Below are 20442 nucleotides of genomic sequence, written 5' to 3' on the forward strand. Positions count from 1 at the left end.
GCGCCTCAGATACCCGAATCGGGGCTGGACAGCCGGTAGGTGATCGGGCCGATCTCGAACTTGCCCGGGTCGTAGGTCCCGTAGCGGGGATTGACCTCGATGTGCATGCCGTCCGCGGTGCGCTGGAACAGCTCGTTCCACTGCCTGCCGGCCTGCTGCGTCGCCGGGCTCAGCCGGTTGTTCACGTCCGCGCCGAACCGCTGCATGACCGCGATCTGCGTCGCGACGAGCCTGGCCAGGTCGCGGGTGTGCGCGCGGGGCAGCCCGCTCGCCAGCGTGACCGCCTCGGCGCCGCCCTGCTGGTTCAGCGCCTGGACCGCGGTGTCCACCTGGCCGCCGGTGACCTTGACGCCCGCCCGGTCCGCGACCTTGTCGGCGACCCGGAAGTTGATCAGCAGGGTGAGGGCGCCCTGCAGGTCGGACTCGGAGTCGGCGGCGTACTGCGGCGCCGCGCCCCCGGCGTTCGCGCGCAGCTCGTTGGCGGCCGGGTCGGCGCGGAACTGGGTGCGCCAGTCGCGGACGGTGTGGCTGAGCTCGGTGACGGTGATGCGGTCGTCGCCGACGAGGGCGGCGGCGCCGACCTGCGGGGAGCCGCCGCAGCCGGCCAGCGCGCCGGCCGCCAGCACGACCGCCACCGCCGCCTTCACGGACTTACCAGGCACGGGATCCTCGTCTCGTCATCGATGATCTGGGCGGGGCCGGCTCGGGCCCGGAGGCCGCCCTTCCGGGGGTCTGGGGGTCGGCCCCCCAGAACATTACCGCTTGGCCGCGGTGGTCGCCGGTTCGAGGAACAGGGCCTCCACCAGGTCGGTCGCCCACTTCAGCAGCTCCTGGTCGCGCAGCGGGCGGCCGCCGATCGGCGCGGTCTTCGGCGCCGGCACGAGCAGGGTGTCGGTGGCCGGCTTCAGGATGCTCTTCGGGTACAGCCGCTGCAGCCTGACCTGCCTGGAGTCGGGCAGGTCGACCGGGGTGAACTTGACGAAGTTGCCCTGGAGCGTCACGTCGGTGAGCCCCGCCCTGCGCGCCTTCGCCCGGAACCGCGCCACTTCGAGGAGGTTCAGCACTGGAACGGGCAGCGGCCCGAACCGGTCCTTCAGCTCGTCGTGCACGGCGCCGATCTCGTCGTCGGACGTGATCGCGGCGATGCGGCGGTAGGCGTCCAGCCGGAGCCGCTCCCCCGGCACGTACTCGTGCGGCAGGTGCGCGTCGACGGGCAGCTCGACCTTCGTCTCGACGGCCTCCGGCTCCCCGGCGCCGCCCTCCTTCAGCTCCCGGACCGCCTCCCCGACCATCCGGACGTACAGGTCGAACCCGACGCCCGCGACGTGCCCGGACTGCTCCGCGCCGAGGATGTTGCCCGCGCCGCGGATCTCCAGGTCCTTCATCGCGACGTACATGCCGGCGCCGACCTCGGTGTGCTGGGCGAGGGTCGCGAGCCGCTCGTGCGCGGTCTCGGTCAGCGGCTGCTCCGGCTGGTAGAGGAAGTACGCGTAGGCGCGCTCCCGGCCGCGCCCGACGCGCCCGCGCAGCTGGTGGAGCTGCGACAGGCCGTACATGTCGGCCCGGTCGACGATGAGGGTGTTGGCGTTCGGCACGTCCAGCCCGGACTCGACGATCGTGGTCGCGACGAGGACGTCGTAGTTCTTCTCCCAGAAGTCGACCATGACCTTCTCGAGCTCGTTCTCGTTCATCTGCCCGTGCGCGACGGCGATCCGCGCCTCCGGGACGAGCCGCGCCAGGTTCGCCGCGACCTTGTTGATCGAGCGGACCCGGTTGTGCACGAAGAACACCTGACCCTCGCGCAGCAGCTCGCGGCGGATCGCGGCGGCGATCTGCTTCTCCTCGTACGGGCCGACGAACGTCAGGACGGGGTGCCGCTCCTCCGGCGGGGTGAGGATCGTCGACATCTCCCGGATGCCGGTCAGGCCCATCTCCAGCGTCCGCGGGATCGGCGTCGCGGACATGGCGAGCACGTCCACCTGCGTCCGGAGGCGCTTCAGCTCCTCCTTGTGCTCGACGCCGAACCGCTGCTCCTCGTCGATGACGACCAGGCCGAGGTTCTTGAACCGGGTCTGCGACGACAGGATGCGGTGCGTGCCGACGACGACGTCCACGGTGCCCTCGGACAGGCCGCGCAGCGTCTCCTCGATCTCCTTGTCGGTCTGGAAACGGCTGATCGGCCTCACCACGACCGGGAACGCCGCGAACCGCTCGGAGAACGTCGACATGTGCTGCTGGACGAGCAGCGTCGTCGGCACGAGCAGCGCGACCTGCCGCCCGTCCTGGACGGCCTTGAACGCGGCCCGCACCGCGATCTCGGTCTTGCCGTAGCCGACGTCGCCGCAGATCAGCCGGTCCATCGGGACGGGCTTTTCCATGTCGTCCTTGACCTCGTCGATGGCGGCGAGCTGGTCGGGCGTCTCGTTGTAGGGGAAGGCGTCCTCCAGCTCCCGCTGCCACGGGGTGTCGGGCGCGAACGGGTGGCCGGGGCTCGCCATCCGCGCCGAGTACAGCCGGATCAGCTCCCCGGCGATCTGCTTGACGGCCTTGCGGGCGCGGGACTTGGCCTTCTGCCAGTCGGCGCCGCCGAGCCGGTGCAGGCTCGGCGCCTCACCGCCGACGTAGCGGGTCAGTTCCTCGAGCTGGTCGGTCGGGACGAACAGCCGGTCGCTCTTGGCGTACTCGAGGATCAGGTACTCGCGGGTGGCGCCCTGCACCGTCCGGCTGACCATCTCCACGTACCGGCCGACGCCGTGCTGCTCGTGCACCACGTAGTCGCCGGGCCTGAGCTGCAGCGGGTCGATGCCGCCGCGCCGCCGCGACGGCATGCGCCGCGCGTCCTTCGTGGACGACTTCTGCCCGGACAGGTCGGTCTCGGTCAGCACCGCGAGCTTGACCGACTCCCAGGTGAACCCGTTCTCCAGCAGCCCCGTCGCCACGGTGACCAGCGACGGCTCGGGCGGCGCGGCGAGATCGGTGCGCCGCGCGCCGAGCCCCTCCTCCCCGACGAGCTGGACGAGCCGCTCGGCGGGGCCGTGCCCGGCGGTGACCATGACGACGCGCCAGCCGGCGTCGATCCAGCCCTTGAGGTCGCCGACGACCCGGGACGTGTCGCCCCGGTACGCCTCGGCCGGCTGGACGCCCAGGTTCAGCACCTCCCCCTCGCCGGTCAGGGGGCCGGTCAGGGGGCCGGTCAGGGGGGACGCCCCTCCTGTACCCCCCGCGCTCGCTTCGCTCGCCGTCAGAGGGTTGAGCGCCGTGACGCTCCAGCGCGGCAGGCCCAGCTCGGTGCTGTGCTGCCGGACCTCCTCCAGCGAGCGGAACGCGGCCGCGCCGAGGTCGATCGGCGCCTCGCCCCCGGCGGCGGCGTTGACCCAGCTCGCCTCCAGGAACTCCTGGCTCGTCCGGACCAGCTCCACCGACCGGGTCCGGATCCGCTCCGGCTCGCACACGAGCAGCGCCGACCCGTCCGGCAGCAGGTCGGTCAGCAGCTCCATGCTCTCGGCGAGGACGGGCGAGAACGCCTCCATGCCCTCGACGGTGTCGCCGTCGGCGATCCGGCCGAGGATCTCCTCCAGGGCCGGGTGCTCCTCGGCAAGCAGCTTCGCGCGCTCGCGCACCTTCTCCGTCAGCGGCAGCTCGCGGCACGGCGGCGCCCACAGCCCGCCCTGCGCGACCTCCAGCGACCGCTGGTCGGCGGCCTTGAAGTAGCGGATCTCCTCGACCGTGTCGCCCCAGAACTCCACCCGGAGCGGGTGCTCCTCGGTCGGCGGGAACACGTCCAGGATCCCGCCGCGCACCGCGATCTCGCCGCGCTTCTCCACCAGGTCGACGCGGTGGTACCCGGCGTCCACGAGGTTGCGGACGGCGTCGTCCATGTCGGCGTCCTCGCCGGAGACGAGCCGCACCGGCTCCAGGTCGCCGAGCCCGGACACGATCGGCTGCAGGACGGCCCGGACCGGCGTCACGACCACGTCCAGCGCGCCGCCCTTGCCGGCCAGCCCCCGCTCGGCCTCCTCGTCGGTGGGCGGGCCGCCCGCGTCCGGGTGGACGAGCCGGCGCAGCACCGCGAGCCGCTGCCCGACCGTGTCCGAGCGCGGCGACAGCTTCTCGTGCGGCAGCGTCTCCCACGCCGGGAAGTGCGCGACGCGGGACGGGTCGATCAGACTCGACAGCGCGGCGGTCAGATCCTCGGCCTCCCGGCCGGTCGCGGTCACCGCGAGCACGGTGCCCCCGCCGCCGTCGCGCAGGCTGCGGCTCAGCGCCGCGGCGAGGACCGGCCACAGCGCGGCCGGCGCGACGACCTCCTGGTCGGCGCGCGCCCGGCGGAGCGCGCGCTCCAGACCGGGATCGCCGCACGCAAGGTCAACAAGTCCAGAAAGCGTCATCTTCGCCCGCACATTCGCCGTATGACCCCGAGGCAGGGCAGCCCGAAAAGCCGGAATCCCAGCGGACCCGGTACTTCGTACCAGGGTACGCGCCTCCCGCGACACGACGGTTGCCAAGAAAGGGCAAATAGCGGACGGAGCGCAGTCGGGCGATTACGCTGCGAGACTGTGACCGATCTGCGTACGCCGCCGGTCAGCGACGGCGATCTCTTCTCAGAACGCGCCCGACAGTACGCCCTAGAGAAGCCCCTGCAGCGGATCCACCTCCTGGAAGCCGGCTGCGGCTGGGGCACGGGCCTGGACCTGGGCGACCGCGAGCACCACGTCACGGGCGTCGACGTCGAATCACCGGAGCTGCGCGCCTACACCGGCGAGCGGCCCGACCTCGACGCCTGGCACCTCGGCGACCTGCGCACGGTGCCGCTGCCGCCGCGCGCCTACGACATCGTGCACGCCTCGTACCTCATCGAGCGCGTGCCGCACGCCGAACTGGTGCTCGACCGGTTCGTCGCCGCGCTGAAGCCGGGCGGGCTGCTGCTGGTGCGCCTGCGCGACCGCGACACCGCGTTCGGCTTCCTGGACCGCACGCTGCCCCGGTGGCTGCGCACGTCCGGCCGCCGGGGCCGCCGGCGTCCCGAACGGGGGCCGCGCCCCGGGCGGGGCCAGCGCGGCGCCCACGCCCGCGTCCCGCACCCGTCGGACCAGCGGGTCGCCGGGCCGCAGCCGCCCGCGCCCGCCGGCGCGGATCCGGAACGCCGGCCGGCGTTCCCGGCGAGCCCGCCGCCCGCGATCTACAGCAGGGTCGCGTCCCGGTCCGGCATGCGCTGGTACTGCGTGATGCGCGGGCTGGTGATCTCCGAGGAGTACGCCTCCCGGGAGGCCATCGACGCGCTCGGGGCCGGAACCGGTCTCGCCGAACTGCTGTGCCGGCTCGTGTCGGCGGTCACCAGGGGACGCCTCACCGCAGACCACAGCGAGATCACGCTGGTCATCCGCAAGCCCGAGAACCGTTTCGCGCGGGTCATCTGACCGGGCGGGTGTGCGCAGACCGGCGCCGACGCAGTATTTTTCCTGCGGAAACTCTCACTGACACGGACGAGCCCGGTTCCCCGCCGCCGGGCGGGATCGGAGATCGCGGTGACCGCCGAAGCCGGCCTTCCCGACACGCTGCGCGACCTGCCCGTCTGGACCCCGAATCCGGTGGAGCTCGCCGACCTGGAGCTGGTCCTCGCCGGGGTGTACCGCCCGCTGACCGGATTCCTCGGCTCCTTCGACACCGCGACGGTGACCGCCGGAGGCCGGCTCGCCGACGGCACCCCGTGGCCGGTCCCGGTCACGCTGACCGTCCCGAAGGAGATGACCGGGCACGAGCGGGTCGTCCTGCAGGACCCGGAGGGCGTGCCGCTCGCCGTCCTGGCGGTCGCCGAGGCGTGGCAGGACCCGGTGACCCAGGCGTGGCGGCTCGCGGGCCCGCTGGAGGCCCTCCGCTCCCCCGCGCACGGACCGTTCCACTCCCTGCGCCGCCGCCCCGACGAGCTCGCCCCCGCGGGCGGCCCCGTCCTGGCCGTGGCGACCCGCGACGTGCTGCACCGCAAGCAGCTGGGCCAGCTCCGCCAGGTCGCCGAGCGGCTCGGCGCGAAGGTGCTCGTCCTGCCGCTGCTCGGCGGCGAGCACGACGACTCCCTCGTCCGCGCGCTGCTCGGCGTCCGCAAGGAGCTGCCGGACGGGACGCGGATCGTCCCGGTGCCGCTGCCGGCCCGCGACGATCAGGAACACGGCGATCAGGAACGCGACGATCAGGAACGCGACGTGCGGCTGCGCGCACACGTCGCCGCCGCGTACGGCGCCACCCATCTGCTCGCCGAGGCGGAGCTGGAGGGCACCCCGATCCCGCTGGTCGTCCCGGAGCCGTGGGCCTACGACGCCGACGTGGAGGTCTGGCGGCCGGTCGCGCGCATCGAGCCCGACCACGTCCAGGCGGAGCTGACCGCCGAGCGGCTCGCGGAGCTGCTGGACGCGGGCGAGCCGGTCCCCGACTGGTTCACCCCGCCCGCCGTCGCCGCCGAGCTGGCGCTGGCGCGCCCGCCCAAGCGCTCGCGCGGCATCACGGTGTTCTTCACCGGGCTGTCCGGCTCGGGGAAGTCCACGGTCGCGCGCGGCCTGTCCGACGCGCTGGTCGAGCGCGGCGGCCGGACCGTCACGCTGCTGGACGGCGACGTCGTGCGGCGGATGCTGTCGGCCGGCCTGACGTTCTCCCGCGCCGACCGCGACCTCAACATCCGGCGGATCGGGTTCGTCGCCGCCGAGATCACCCGGCACGGCGGCACCGCCGTCTGCGCGCCGATCGCCCCGTACGCGGCGACCCGGGCCGAGGTGCGGCGGATGGTGTCCGCCGTGGGCGACTTCATCCTGGTGCACGTCGCGACGCCGCTGGAGGAGTGCGAGCGCCGCGACCGAAAGGGCCTGTACGCCAAGGCCCGCGCGGGCCAGATCCCGGAGTTCACCGGCATCTCCGACCCCTACGAGGTCCCGGACGACGCCGACCTGACGCTCGACACGTCCCGGATGACGCCGGACGAGGCGGTCGGCGAGGTCCTCGCCCTGCTGGTGGACGGCGGCTGGGTCCGTCCCGAATAACACATCCGCCCCGTTTGTCCCTCGATACCCGGGTTAGACCCACCAGGACGCGGTCCCCTAGTCTGTTGCACGAGTTTTCCTACATGACAGGTAGGTCATGCCGATGGACTTCGATTGGACGATGGCGCTGGGCTCGTTCCTGGTCGCCATCATCGTCGGGCTGACCGGTATGGGCGGCGGCGCGCTGATGACGCCGATGCTCGTCACCTTCTTCGGCGTCAGCCCCCTCGCCGCCGTCTCCAGCGACCTGGTCGCCGCCGCCGTCATGAAGCCCGTCGGCAGCGCCGTCCACTACCGGCAGGGCACGATCAACATGCGGCTGGTCGGCTGGCTGTGCGCCGGCTCGGTGCCCGCCGCGTTCTCCGGCGTCCTGCTGGCGAAGGCGCTCGGCCACGGCACGTCGGTCGAGAACCTGATCAGCAAGGCGATGGGCGTCGCGCTGATGATCGCGGCGCTCGGCCTCGTCCTGCGCACCTACCTGGCCCGCCGCGGCCGCGGCGGCTCCTCCGCGGACGCCGGCGAAGCGCCCGAGGTCAAGATCCGGCCAATTCCGACCGTATTGATCGGGATTATCGGCGGGGTGGTGGTCGGCATCACCTCCGTCGGCTCCGGCTCCCTCATCATCGTCGCGCTGCTCGCGCTGTACCCGACGCTGAAGGCCAACCAGCTCGTCGGCACCGACCTGCTCCAGGCCGTCCCGCTGGTGTTCGCCGCGGCCATCGGCCACCTGCTGTTCGGCGACTTCCGGATGGAGGTCACCGCGGCCCTGCTCGTCGGCTCCATCCCCGGCGTCTACCTCGGCTCCAGGATCTCCTCGCGCGCCCCCGGCGGCCTCATCCGCCGCATCCTCGCGCTCGTCCTGGTCGCGTCCTCGCTGAAGATGTTCGGCGTCGGCGCCGTCCCGCTCGCCTGGACGATGGTCGCCCTGACCGCCGCCACGGTCGCCGCCTCCCTCCATCTCCGCCACCGCGCCGCCCGCAACCGGGATACGCTGCCTTCTCCCGTCCCGGCCGCCGGGCGAGCCGGCGGATCAGGAGAGCAGAGTGGACCAACGATGGCCGCATGACACCGTCGACGTCCTCGGCGTGCGGGTCAGCCGCGCCGACGTCGCGCGGCTCCGGTCGTTCACGGCGGCGGCCGTCAAGGATCGCGCCAAGCTGACCGTCACGTTCGCCAACCCGGACTACGTGCTCAAGGCGCAGAAGGACGCCGGGCTGCGCGACCTGATGAACGGCTTCGACCTCAACCTGGCCGACGGCTGGGGCGTCGTGCTCGCCGCGAAGATCTTCGGGCGTCCGGTGCCCGGCCGGATGGCCAACGACGACCTCACCGACGACCTGTTCGGGCAGCCCGCCGAGCACGGCTGGCGGGTGTTCCTGTTCGGCAACGCGCCCGGCGTCGCCGAGGCCGCCGCCGACAACGTCCGCAAGTGGTACCCCGGCCTGCAGATCGCCGGGACGCTGCACGGCCACTGGGCCGACGACCGGGGCCGCATCCCCGCCGAGACGGCCGAGCGGCTGGTGGCCGAGATCAACGACGCGTCCCCCGACATCCTCCACGTCGGCCTCGGCACCCCGCTGCAGCAGCGCTTCGTCAGCGAGTACCGCGACCGGCTGACCGCGCCCGTCATCATCACGTGCGGCGCGTACTTCGAGCACCTCGCCGAACGGCGCGAGTACTACCCGGCCTGGGTCCTCAAGCTGCGCATCGGGTTCCTGTACCGGCTGGCCCGCGAACCCCGCCGCCTGTGGCGGCGCTACACCATCGAACTGGGCTCCTACCTGGGGCGCGTCGTCCTGCACCGGATTCGCCACGGCAAGGCGCCCGCCCCCTGACACAATCTCTATCCGATGGCGGTTCCCCCGAACCGCTGCCCGACTTCCGCCCATGTGGTAGGACAAGATGCCATCACCAACCCCGGCCGCACCCCGGAGCACCTACATGCGACGCTTCATCGCCTGTCTCACGGCCACTTCTCTCGCGGCGTCCGCGCTGACGGCCGCGTCGGGCGTGGCGTCCGCCGACATCGCCCAGCCGTCGGTGGTCTCGGCGAACCCGGTGAACAACACCCCGCACGTGCTGGACGGCACCGTCCGCGCCATCGCCGTCGTCGGGAGCCTGGTCGTCGTCGGCGGCAACTTCGAGCAGGTGCGGGAGGCGGGCAGCGGCAAGACGGCGCTGAAGCGGCACAACCTGTTCGCCTACGACATGAAGACCGGCAAGATCAGCACGGTCTTCGTCCCGAAGGTCGACGGCACCGTGCACGCCCTCCAGGCCGGGACGAGCGGCTGGCTGTACGTCGCCGGGACGTTCAAGACCGTCAACGGGACCACGACCGGCACGGTCGCCTCGATCAACACCACGACGAACAAGGTGCACACCGGGTTCAAGCCCAACGTCGACTACCGGGTCACCACGATGGTGCGGCGCGGCCTGCACCTCTACATCGGCGGGACGTTCACCAAGGCCGGCGGCAAGTCCCGCAGCGCCGTCGCCCGGCTCGACGCGCTGAGCGGCGTCGCCGACGCCGGCTTCAACTTCACCGTCACCAAGCCGCGGTCCGGTGCGCTCAAGGTCTACAAGCTCGCGGTCGACCCCGGCGACACCCGGCTGGTGATCAACGGGACGTTCACCCAGGTCAACGGGCAGACCCGGCACCAGATCGCACTGATCAACCTGGGCACGACCGCGAAGCTGTCGACCTGGTCGACCACCGAGTACGCCGACGCGTGCAACCTCAACGCGTTCGACACCTACATGCGCGGCATGGACTTCTCCCCCGACGGCAAGTACTTCGTCGCCGTCACCACCGGCGGCCCCTACGGCCAGAGCACGCTGTGCGACTCCGCCGCCCGCTGGGAGGCGTCCGCCACCGGCTCCGGGCAGAAGCCCACCTGGGTCAACTGGACGGGCGGCGACACGCTGCTGTCCACCTCGGTGACCGGCTCCGCCGTCTACGTCGGCGGCCACCAGCGCTGGCTCGACAACCCCTACGGGCACGACACCGCCGGCCCCGGCGCCGTGTCGCGTCCCGGCATCGGCGCGCTCAACCCGTCGACCGGCAAGGCCCTCGCGTGGAACCCCACGCGGACGCTCGGCCACGGCGTCGAGGCGCTCGTCGCCCACTCCGGCGGACTGCTCGTCGGCAGCGACACCGAGGAGCTCGGCAAGGAGTACCACGGCCGCCTCGGCATGTTCCCCGCAGGCTGAGCGCCCTGAGCCCGATGTGAGATAAAGGGGCGGCGACCATCGAGAGGGAGGGGCCGTACGTGCGCGACCGCGACCCCCGCGACCCGTTCCCCGGTGGCCACCACCGGCCCGACCCGCGCCGTTCGCAGCCCGTCCCGCCGGTCCCGCCGGCCCCGCCGCGCCGGCGGGACCGGCGGCGCGGACCGCGGCCCTTCCCCCTCACCGCCGCGGGCACGCTCGTCGCCGTCGGCGCCTCCGCGGCCGCGATCGCGCTGACCGGCCCCGAAACGAGCCACGACGCCCGCACCGCGTCCGCCGGCGGCGGCACCGTCCTGCCGGCCGCCGCCGACACCTACGTGGTGCGCGAACTGCCGGGCAAGGAGTTCGGCGACGCCAAGAAGATCACCGCCTCGGTGTGGCCCGAATGGCACACCGAGGCCTACATCGCGTTCGACGTACCGCGCGGCACCCCGAAGATCACCAAGGCCCGGGTCGAAGTGACCTTCGAACGGCCGCACAACCGGCCGCAGCGGATCGAACTGCGCACGCTGCCCGCCTCCTGGACGGAGAACGGCACGTCCTGGAGCAACCGCCCGTCCGCCGGCCCCGTCGTCGCGACCGCCGCCTCCGGCTCGGACCGGGTCTCCTTCGACGTCGGCCAGGTCGTGACCGGCCCCGGCCGCTACGCGTTCGCCATCACCAACCAGGACCTCCGGTCCGGGGCCTCGCTGCACTCCCGCGAGGCCGGCGACGGCCCCCGCCTCGTGCTGAAGACCCGCCGCGGCGTGCCCGCACCGTCCCCGAGCGGCGCGCCGTCCCCCACGCCGTCCGGCGACGCCGCGCCGCCCGCCCCCGGCCCCGAACCCACCTGGCAGGCACCGCGCCCCACCAAGGCCCCCGACACGTCCCCCGGCGGCGGACGGACGCTCTGCGGCCTCTCCCTCGAACTCCAGCCGGGCGAGACGTTCCAGAAGGCCCTCGGACGCCTGGACGCCAGGTACGGCGGCCTGGAGACCGTCCGCCTCTTCTACCCGGGCGTCCCCCCGGCCTGGCCCGGCAACCCCGACCTCGGCGACCGGCCCCCGATCATCTCCTTCAAGTTCGCGCCGAAGGACGTCCTCACCGGCAAGTACGACAAGGCCATGACCCAGTGGTTCGCCACCGCGCCCCGCGACCGCGACGTCTACTGGGTCTACTACCACGAGCCCGAGGACAACATCGCCAAGGGCGAGTTCACCGCCGCCGACTACCGCGCCGCCTGGCGCCGCCTCCGCTCCCTCGCCGACAAGGCCGGGAACCCGCGCCTGCACGCCACCCTCGTCCTCATGAGCTGGAGCCTCGACCCGCTCTCCAAACGCGACTGGCGCGACTACTACCCGGGCCGCGACGTCGTCCAGGTCCTCGGCTGGGACGCCTACAACCTCGGCTGGAAGAAAGGCCGCTACGACGCCCCGGCCACCATGTACGACCGCGTCATCGCCGTCAGCAAAGGCGAGAACCTCCCCTTCGGCATCGCCGAGACCGGCAGCTACCTCGTCGGCGACGACACGGGCGCCGAGCGCGCCGCCTGGCTCCACGCCACCAACGCCTACCTGAAGAAACACCACGCCCTCTGGGTCGCCTACTTCGACCTCGACTGGCCCACCGGCGACTTCCGCCTCCTGGACGCCCACAGCCGCAAGGCCTGGCAGGAATTCTGCTGAATTACCCAGGGGGGCGTGTTTGCCCAGGGGGCGACCCCCTGGAACCCCCGTCAGCGACGCAGGCGATCCTCGCGCCGTCGTTTCGGTCTCTGTGCCCGTAGTGGTTCGCGAGGCGTCGCTGCGGTCGCCTGCGTCGGCGGGCATGCCCGCTGCGCTCGCAGGGCTCGCTCCGCGTGCCTGCCCGTGCTCCGGCGGTTGAGGTCCAGTCCAAGAGGGGCGACTGTGACTCGTCCAGGGGGGCGGGTTGTGGCTCGTCAGGCGTGGACGTGCGGTGGCCCCCGGCCGGGGGTCCGGGCGGGGGCCACTTCGTTCTTCGAGTTACTTGCCGGCGAGGATGATGGTCCACATGGCGGCGCGGCTGGCGGCGTCGGTGGTGGCCGTCTTGCCGCCGTAGGGGCCGGTGGCCACGGAGCCGTTGCTGTCGACCGTCAGGCTGGTGATACGGCCGCTGCCGGAGCCGATGCCCGTGCCGCGGGTCTCCACTCCGGCGGGCGCCGTCCACGAGGTGGTGCTGGACGACTTGTCGGCCCAGTACGTCACCGCCCACGAGCCGGCGCCGCCGACCGTCGCGTTCGGGCTGGTGTGCGCGGTGACCGCGCTCGGGTCGCCGACGGCCGCGACCGCGGCGATCGGGTCGGTGGTGTTGGTGCCGTTGTAGGCCAGCAGGCGGATGTCGGCCTTGGTGATGGCGCTCAGACCGATGTCGACCTGCTGCCCGGCGTCACCGGCCTGCGCGACCCGCTTCCAGAGGACGGAGGTGGCGCTGCCGACGGTCTGCGTGTCGACCTGCGTCCAGCCGGCGGGCGGCGTCGTCAGCGACGCGCCGCTGCTGTTGAAGGTCAGCATCAGGATCATGCCGTCGCCCGCCTGGACGGACGGCGGGATCTGGGCGTAGGCCGTCTGGACGTTGGCGTTGCCGCCGGCACCGGCGCGGAAGGCGATGTTCGCCTGGTCCGGCGCGACCGTCACCGTCTGCGTCTTGGTGCCGGTGCCGCCGCGGTCGTCGGTCACCGTCAGCTTGACGGTGTACTCGCCGGCCTCGCCGTAGGTGTGCTGCGGCGTGGCGCCGGTGCCGTTCTCGCCGTCGCCGAAGTCCCACGCGTACGAGGCGATGGAACCGTCGGGGTCGGCCGAACCGGACGCGTTGAACGCGCAGTCGAGCTGGTCGCAGTTGGCGGTGAACACGGCCTGCGGCACCGCGTTGGGCGTCCCGCTGAACAGGAACACCGACCGGCCGCGCCAGTCGGCGGAGCTGACCTCGGTGGACGCCCCCGACGGGACGCCGGCCGCGGAGAACGCGACCCGGTACAGCCGCCCGTTGGTGTTGTTGACGTAGTAGAGGTCGCCGCCGTTGCGGAACATGCCGCCGACGGAACTCCACGACATGCCGGGCAGGTTGTTCACGGCGGTGAACTCCTGCGCGCCGACGACGTTGCTCTCCGGGTTGAACGTCCGGTAGTACAGCGCGGACTGGCCGCGGGTGTAGTAGATCCGGCCGCCGGCGAAGAACATGCCGGTGATGCTCTGGACCTGCGAGTGCCAGGTCGTCATGGTCGTGAGCTGGTCGGCGGTGTTGATCACGGTGGGCGAGCCGAGCGTGGTGCCGTCGAAGGCGCGGCGCTGGAACGAGCCGTCCGAACCGCCGTAGAACAGCTCACCGTTGAGCATGAAGGCGCCGCGCGCGGACCGCCAGTCGACGCCGCCGGTGTCGCCCGCGACCTCGGCGCCGGTGGTGGTGCCGTCGAACGAGCGGTGCTTGAGGTAGTTGGCCGCGCCGGTGCCGATGCCGCCGCCGGAGTAGACGTTGCCGGGCAGCTCGCCCGCGCTGTACGCCGGGACGACGGTGCCGCCGGCGACGGGGAACATCGCGAGCTTCTGGTGGAACTCGCCGCCGATGTTGTCGGTGTCGCTGCCGACCCAGAGGCCCTCGTCGGTGGCGAGCATGTCGAACACGCCGACGCCCTTGTCGCGGCCGGGGTTCCAGCTGAACGGCAGGCCGCTCGCGGGGTCGAGCGCGACGATGCCCTCGCGGGAGACGGCGCCCTGGCCGGGCTGGTCGCCGGCGAACGGGTTGTTGGCCCAGCGGAAGTGGCCGCCGGTGTAGACGGCGGTGTCGGTGATCTCGACCGCGTAGGTGGTGTCGCCGCCGGTGAAGTTGACCCAGGTGGGCTGCTGGCCGGCGCCGGTGGCGGAGCTCTCCCAGCGGGCCTGGGTGTCGCACAGCTTCGCCGTGCCGCCGTAGGCGCCGGTGGTGGTGACGACGAAGTACTTGCCGTCCGGGGAGAACTCCACGTCCCGCATGTAGGTGTCGAACGACTGCGAGCACTGGTCGCCGTAGCGGGTGGTGTCCCAGTTGGCGAGCTGCGCGGACTGCCCGGTGAGGTCCAGCATGACGATCTGGCGCCGGGTGCTGCCCGCGACGGAGTTGAAGTTGCCGATGCCGACGAGCTTGGAGCCGTCGGGGCTCACGTCCATCTTGTAGATCTGGGTGACGCCGTCGCCGGTCTGGGTGCCGGCGATGTTCAGGTCGGCGAAGTCGTCGCGGGCGCCGGTCTGCGGGTTCAGGGTGGCGAGGCCCGCCCGCGCGACGCCGCCCGCCGTGGCGAAGGTGCCGGCGACGTACAGCCGGCCGCCGGCGAACCGCAGGTCGCGGACCCTGGCGTCGAGCTGCGGGTCGAAGGAGTCGATCGGCGCGCCGGTCTGGGCGTTGAGCCGGGCGAGCACGAAGTGCCGGACGCCGTTGATCTCGCTGAAGTTGCCGCCCACGTAGACGGACTGGCCGTCGGGGGCGGGCAGCAGCACGCTGGCCTCGCCCTTGTTGAGGCTCGGCGCGAAGTTCGGGTCGATCGCGCCGGTGGCGGCGTCGAAGGCGAACAGCCGGTCGCGGGTCAGGGTGGGCTTGTTCGCGCCCGGCTCCTTCACCTGGGTGAACGAGCCCCCGACATAGATCTTGCCGCCGATCTTGACGATCGACTTGACGTCACCGTCAAGGACGTTCGGCGTGTGGTCCGCCGGGTCGGCGCTCACGACGCGGCCGTGACCGGGCTGCGACCCCCGCTGGTCGGCCTGCGCCGGGAGGACGACGGCGATACTCGCCGTCAGCGCTCCGAGTGCCAGCGCGGTCCCCGCCGCCAGCGCCCCCCACCTGCGTCTGCCCATCGACCCCTCCGTGCCAAGTAGACGTAAAACACCGTGTTGCGCGCTTGACCGCGCGCAGCGCCGGGCAATCGTAGCCGCGGGCTTCCTGACCTGCCGTTTTGATCGCTAACGTTTCGGTTTCGACTACCGAACGCAGCGGGCTCCGGCGGGTGCGGGCGTGCCTCGCGCCCGCGCGGGACACGCCCATCGCGCGCCGCGGGGTACGCTGCGCACCTTGGAAGGACGCCTCTCGCCCCTTACCGGACGACCGGAATGGGTGGCCGAAACCGGCCATGGCCCCTCGTCGCCCCAGGCAGGCGGCCGGACGTCCTCCACCGCGCGGCGCGTGTCCGGATGTCCGGGGGCGCGGTCCGCGCGCCAGGGGTGCGTCCAGGGGAACGGAGCGGTGATTGGCCGGGATGCGAGGGATCGCGGGGAGCACGCCTCTCGCGCCGCCGCGGCTGCTGCCGTGGCGGCTGCGTCCGGGCTGGCCGCTCAGCGTCGCGCTGCTCGGCTTCCCGCTGTGGTGGATCCTCGGCCTGGCCAACGTGATGCTGCTGCTCATCAGCGTCCCGATGGCGATGACGCTGTGGCGCCGCCGGGGCACGCTGGTCGCGCCGAGCGGCTTCGGCGCGTGGCTGTTCTTCCTGGTCTGGGTCGTGCTGGGCGTGCTCGTGCTGTGGGCGGACGCGCCGCTCGCCGAGCCCGGCGGCGGGTTCAGCCGGCTGCTCGTGTACGGCTACCGGCTCGCCTGGTACCTGTCGTTCACGATCGTGCTGCTCTACATCGGCAACATGAGCGAGCGGGAGCTGCCGTCCGGAAGGATCGGCCGGCTGCTCGGCTACATGTTCGTCGTGACGACGATCGGCGGGCTGGTCGGCTCGTTCTTCCCGTCGGTCCAGCTGACCTCGCCGGTGGAGATGGTGCTGCCGCACGGGCTGACGAGCAACTCCTTCGTCCGCGACATCGTCCACCCGAGGGTCGCCGAGATCGAGTCGATCCTCGGGTTCGCCCAGTCGAGGCCGATGGCGCCGTTCGCCTACGCCAACACCTGGGGCGCCGCCTACGCCTTCTTCCTCCCGTACTTCCTGCTGACGTGGATCGTCCGGGCCCGGATGCGGCGCCGCGTCTTCAGCCTGTTCATCCTCACCGCGTCGCTGTGGCCGGTGGTCTACTCGCTGAACCGGGGCCTGTGGGCGGCGCTCGGCGCGATCGGGCTCTTCGGCGTCCTCAAGCTGCTGCAGGTCGGCGGGCCCCGGGTGATCGCCTGGACGGCCGGGATGGCCGCCGTCGGCGCGCTCGTCGTGGCGCTGTCGCCGCTGCCCGGCCTCGTCCAGGACCGGCTGGACAACCCGCACAGCAACAACCGCCGCACCCTGCTCGCCGAGGAGACCACCCGCAGCGCCCTCATGGGCTCCCCGCTGGTCGGCTTCGGCTCCACCCGCAACGTCCAGGGCGACCTCGGCCAGGTCGCCGGCGGCGCGAGGGCCGGCTGCAAGGCGTGCGAGTCGCCGCCGCTCGGCACCCAAGGCCACGTGTGGCTGCTCATCTTCGCCAACGGCATCGTCGGGACGGTCGCGTTCTGCGCGTTCTTCGCGATCCGGTTCCTGCGGCACTGGCGCGATCGGGGCGCGTACTCGCTGGCGGGCTGCTGCGTGCTGATCTCCTGCACCCTTTTCATGATCACCTACGACATGGTGGAGGTACCGCTGTACACGGTGATGATCGCGGTGGCCCTGATGTGGCGGGCCAGGCGGGACGCGGCGGGCGTGCGCGCGCCGCGGGCCCGCGTCCGCGCGCTGACCGCAGAGGAGGCCGCCCAGTGAGCGCCGCGGAGACGCGCGCCGCCTGGATCGAGGCGGTCGGCGAGCTGTGGCCGGGCGCGAGCGTCGACGCCGTCGCCCCCGGGGAGTCCGAGGGAGCCCGCCGCGAGCTGGCCTTCCTTCCGGACGCCGATCATCCGCGGCTGCTGGTTCCGGCGGGCCTGCCCCGCGCCGCCGCCACCGCGCTGCGCCGCTACAGCCACGACCTCGGCCCCAGGCAGCGCGCCTCGCGCGCCCTCACCGCGGCGGCCGTCCGCACCGGGCTGCCGGAGCGGACGCTGCGCGACCGGCTCCGCGTCACCGGCGGCGGCCCGTCCGTCGAGGACCGGCTCGCCGAACTCCTCGGCCGTCCCGTGGTGGTCAGCATCGGGCTCGGCAGCGCCCGCGCCAACCGCAAGCCGATCCTGCACGTGCTGTCGCCGCGCGGCGAGCCCGTCGCGTTCGTCAAGGTCGGCGACACCGGAACGGCCCGCGACCTGCTCGCGGGCGAGGCCGCCGCGCTCGGCCACCTGAACGCGCACCTGCCCGCGCCCGCGTCGCGGGGGCGGCTGCACGTCCCCGAACTGCTGCACCACGTGACCTGGCGCACCCTCGACCTGCTCGTCCTGGAGCCGCTCCCGACCGGCGCGCTCGGCTGGCGGCCGCGCGGGCAGGCCCCCGTCGCGCAGATGCGGGCGCTGTTCGAGGTCGGCGGCGTCGAGCGGACCCCGCTGCGCGACAGCGGCTTCTGGGACGGCATGGCCGCGAGCCCCGCCGGGGTGCTGGACGAGCGGCAGCGCGCCGTGTTCGGCGAGGTCGTCGAGGGCGTCGGCAAGGCGCACGGCGACCTGCCCTTCGACTTCGGCGCCTGGCACGGCGACTGGACCCCGTGGAACATGGCCTGGCACCGCGGCGTGCTGCGGCTGTGGGACTGGGAGCGCTTCGCGCGCGGCGTCCCCGACGGCTTCGACCTGCTCCACTACCGGCTGCAGGAGGCGATGCGCACCGCGTCCGGCCCGCCGTACGCGACCTGGCCGGACGCCGCGGCGGCCGTGCTGGCGCCGCTCGGGCTGCCGGCCGCCACCGCGGACGCGACTGTCCGGCTCTACCTGCTGGAGCTGTGCCGCCGCTACCTGCTGGCCGCGCAGGAGCCGATCGGCGGGCCGCTGCGCGCCGACGCCGAGCGGCTGCTGTCCCTCCTCCACGCCGACCTCGGGAGGCTCTCGTGATCTCGCGCCGTGACGCCCCGCAATGGGTCAAGGAGGCCGGGCGGGCCGCCACCCGCGCCGGCGGGCGGCTGACGTCGGGGGCGCGGATGCTCCCGGACTTCCTCATGGTGGGGACGCAGCGCGGCGGCACCACGTCGCTGTTCCGCGCGCTGGCCGCGCACCCGGCCGTCGTCCAGCCGAACTTCCACAAGGGCGTGCACTACTTCGACGTCGGCTACCCGCGGGGCCTGTCCTGGTACCGGGGGCACTTCCCCGTCCGGACGCTCGCCGAGCGCCGCGTCACCGCCGCCATGGACGGGGCGACGCCGCTGGCGTTCGAGTCCGCCGGCTACTACATGCACCATCCGCTGGCGCCGGAGCGGATCGCCCGCGACCTGCCCGGCGTGAAGCTCATCGCGCTGCTGCGCGACCCGGTGGTGCGCACCTACTCGGCGCACAAGCACGAGCTGGCCCGCGGGTTCGAGACCGAGCCGTTCGAGCGGGCGCTGGACCTGGAGGCCGAGCGGCTCGCGGGCGAGGTCGACAGGATCCGGGCCGACCCGGCGTACGTGAGCCACAGCCACCGGCACCACTCCTACGTCGACCGCAGCCAGTACGCCGACCAGATCGAGCGGCTGTTCGAGCTGTTCGGACGCGACCGGGTGCTGGTCCTGTACGCCGAGGACTTCTTCTCCGAACCCGAACCCTGCTACGACTCCGTCCTTGCGTTCCTCGGCCTGCCGCAGTGGCGGCCCGAGTCGTTCGAGCGGCACAACGCCCGGCCCGGATCCCCGCTGCCGGACCACCTGCAGCGCCGCCTGACCGACCACTTCGCCCCCTACGACGACAAGCTCGCCGCCCTCCTCGGCGCCGAGCCCGCCTGGCGGCGATGACACCGTGAAGACGGCGCGGCGATGAAGAAGCGCACCCTCGGCCCGTCCAGCGTGCAGGCGGAACCGCCGCTCGCCCCGGACTCGATCCCGGTCACCCGGTACGCGGGAGCGCTCCGCCGGCACCTCGCGGCGCTGCTGATCGCGCTGGTGGCCGGCGGAGCGCTCGGCCTCGCGAAGATCGCGCTGACCCCGGCGACGTACACCGCGCGGATCTCGGTGCTGGCGCCGCCGGTGTCGCTGCACCCGGGGTACACGCCGGGCCGGCCGCTGAACCCCAAGGAGCGCGACCCCCGGGACACCACGATGGACACCGAGGCGCAGCTCGTCTGGTCGGACGAGGTGCTGCGCAGGCTCGCCACCTTCCCCGGCTTCGACGCGTCCCGCCAGGAACTCCGCGACCGCATCGACCTGTCGGTGCCGAACAGCACGCACGTGCTGACGATCGGCGTGCGCGGCGAGTCGCCGAAGGCGGCGCAGAGCGGCGCCCAGGCCGTCGCCGAGGCCTACCTCGACCTGCGGCAGCAGATCCTCGGCGGCATCCAGCAGCGCAACCGTGAGTCGCTGGAGAAGTACCTCGACCTGCTGCACAAGCAGCTCAGGACGCTGCCGGGGGACGACGAGGAGCTCACGAGGGAGACCGCCCGCACCCGTCGCCAGGAGATCATGAAGCAGATCACCGAGGTGCAGAAGCAGATCTCCGCGCTGGAGCGCAAGGTGGTGCAGCCCGGCGAGGTGCTGCGCGGCGCCGCGCTGCCCGTCGGCCGCGACGACGCCGGCCGGGACGTCGCGCTCGCGGGCGGCCTCGGCGTCGGGCTGCTCGGCTGGGTCGCGTTCACCCTGCTGATCGACCGGCGGCCGCGGCGCATCCGGCGGCCCGCCGACGTCCGGCTGCACGCGCAACTGCCGATCATGGTGGAGTCGGCGGCGCTCGGCGGCGGGCACCGCGAGATCTGCCGGCGGCTGCGCAACCTCGTCTTCGACTCCGAGGCCACCACCGTCCTCGTCACCGGCGTGCCCGCGTCCGCCGGCGCCGCCGTCGCCTACGAGCTGGCCGAGCTGTGCACCGAGGGGGGCTCGGCCACCACCGTGCTGCGGATCCAGCAGGACGGCGAGGAGCGCGACCCCGCGGGCACCTCGCAGCCGCGCGCCTTCGGGGTGCGGCTGGTGCGCAGCGACGACGACCGCCAGCTCACCCGCGCCGTCGACAAGGCGGGCCGCGACTCCCGCATCGTCGTCATCACCACGCCCGACATCAACGCCGCCGACACGATCAGCGCCGCCGCCGCCAGCGACCTGACCCTGGTCGTGGTGGAACGCGGCCGCGCCCTGGACCGCGAGGTCGCGCGCGGCGTGCTGGCCCTCGACCAGGCCGCCAACCCCGCCCGCGGCATCGTGCTGACCAGGCAGAGCCCGGGCGCCCCCGTCCGCCGGACCACCGCCCCCGGCCCCCTCTCCCCACGAGGTTGAGATGAACGAAACCGGAC

13 protein-coding genes are annotated in these 20442 nt (G+C 73.0%); 10 read left to right on the plus strand and 3 right to left on the minus strand.

Annotated elements, in window-relative coordinates; all coding sequences use genetic code 11:
- Positions 1–5: 5 nt before the first annotated feature.
- Positions 6–662, minus strand: a complete 657-nt coding sequence (locus SM418_RS02780) for a SurA N-terminal domain-containing protein (RefSeq protein ID WP_371938471.1) — start codon at positions 660–662, stop codon at positions 6–8.
- A 93-nt stretch (positions 663–755) separates the two neighbouring features.
- Complete coding sequence (gene mfd / locus SM418_RS02785) at positions 756–4388, minus strand: transcription-repair coupling factor (protein WP_371938470.1); 3633 nt, start codon at positions 4386–4388, stop codon at positions 756–758.
- Between the two features lie 168 nt (positions 4389–4556).
- Here mfd and SM418_RS02790 point away from each other — a divergent pair, with 168 nt between their 5' ends.
- The 6 genes from SM418_RS02790 (at position 4557) to SM418_RS02815 (ending at position 11917) form a co-directional block, all read left to right on the plus strand.
- Positions 4557–5417 (plus strand): class I SAM-dependent methyltransferase, encoded by an 861-nt coding sequence (locus SM418_RS02790; protein WP_371938469.1) that lies wholly within the window; start codon positions 4557–4559, stop codon positions 5415–5417.
- A gap of 108 nt (positions 5418–5525) precedes the next feature.
- Positions 5526–7025, plus strand: a complete 1500-nt coding sequence (gene cysC, locus SM418_RS02795) for an adenylyl-sulfate kinase (RefSeq protein ID WP_371938468.1) — start codon at positions 5526–5528, stop codon at positions 7023–7025.
- A gap of 103 nt (positions 7026–7128) precedes the next feature.
- Entirely contained in the window at positions 7129–8091 is a 963-nt protein-coding gene (locus SM418_RS02800; RefSeq protein ID WP_371938467.1) for a sulfite exporter TauE/SafE family protein, read from the plus strand.
- The gene (locus tag SM418_RS02805; protein WP_371938466.1) at positions 8069–8860 is read left to right on the plus strand and encodes a WecB/TagA/CpsF family glycosyltransferase; all 792 of its coding nucleotides are present in this window, start codon (positions 8069–8071) and stop codon (positions 8858–8860) included. The genes SM418_RS02800 and SM418_RS02805 overlap by 23 nt, the downstream gene beginning before the upstream one ends.
- Positions 8861–8966: 106 nt before the next feature.
- Positions 8967–10235, plus strand: coding sequence for a hypothetical protein (locus SM418_RS02810; RefSeq protein WP_371938465.1), 1269 nt, complete (start codon positions 8967–8969; stop codon positions 10233–10235).
- Positions 10236–10294: 59 nt separating this feature from the next.
- A complete protein-coding gene (locus tag SM418_RS02815; RefSeq protein WP_371938464.1) occupies positions 10295–11917 on the plus strand; it encodes a CBM96 family carbohydrate-binding protein in 1623 nt (540 codons plus the stop codon).
- A 318-nt stretch (positions 11918–12235) separates the two neighbouring features.
- Here SM418_RS02815 and SM418_RS02820 read toward each other — a convergent pair whose 3' ends face one another.
- Positions 12236–15076 carry a PKD domain-containing protein gene (locus SM418_RS02820; protein ID WP_371938463.1) on the minus strand — a complete coding sequence of 947 codons (2841 nt, stop codon included), beginning with the start codon at positions 15074–15076 and terminating at the stop codon, positions 12236–12238.
- A 398-nt stretch (positions 15077–15474) separates the two neighbouring features.
- Between SM418_RS02820 and SM418_RS02825 the strand changes: the two genes are divergently transcribed.
- From SM418_RS02825 to SM418_RS02840, 4 genes are read left to right on the plus strand one after another with little or no spacing between them, the layout of a single operon-like run.
- Positions 15475–16881 (plus strand): hypothetical protein, encoded by a 1407-nt coding sequence (locus tag SM418_RS02825; RefSeq protein WP_371939002.1) that lies wholly within the window; start codon positions 15475–15477, stop codon positions 16879–16881.
- Positions 16878–18086: a hypothetical protein gene (locus SM418_RS02830; RefSeq protein WP_371938462.1), complete on the plus strand. Its 1209-nt coding sequence runs from the start codon at positions 16878–16880 to the stop codon at positions 18084–18086. Before SM418_RS02825 ends, SM418_RS02830 begins: the two co-directional genes overlap by 4 nt.
- Positions 18083–18958: a sulfotransferase gene (locus SM418_RS02835; protein WP_371938461.1), complete on the plus strand. Its 876-nt coding sequence runs from the start codon at positions 18083–18085 to the stop codon at positions 18956–18958. The genes SM418_RS02830 and SM418_RS02835 overlap by 4 nt, the downstream gene beginning before the upstream one ends.
- Positions 18959–18979: 21 nt before the next feature.
- On the plus strand, positions 18980–20425 hold the full coding sequence (locus SM418_RS02840) for a GumC domain-containing protein (RefSeq protein WP_371938460.1): 1446 nt from the start codon (positions 18980–18982) through the stop codon (positions 20423–20425).
- The last annotated feature ends 17 nt before the right edge of the window (positions 20426–20442 follow it).

It is taken from the genome of Actinomadura chokoriensis, assembly GCF_041463665.1.
GTDB classification, from domain to species: domain Bacteria; phylum Actinomycetota; class Actinomycetes; order Streptosporangiales; family Streptosporangiaceae; genus Spirillospora; species Spirillospora chokoriensis_A.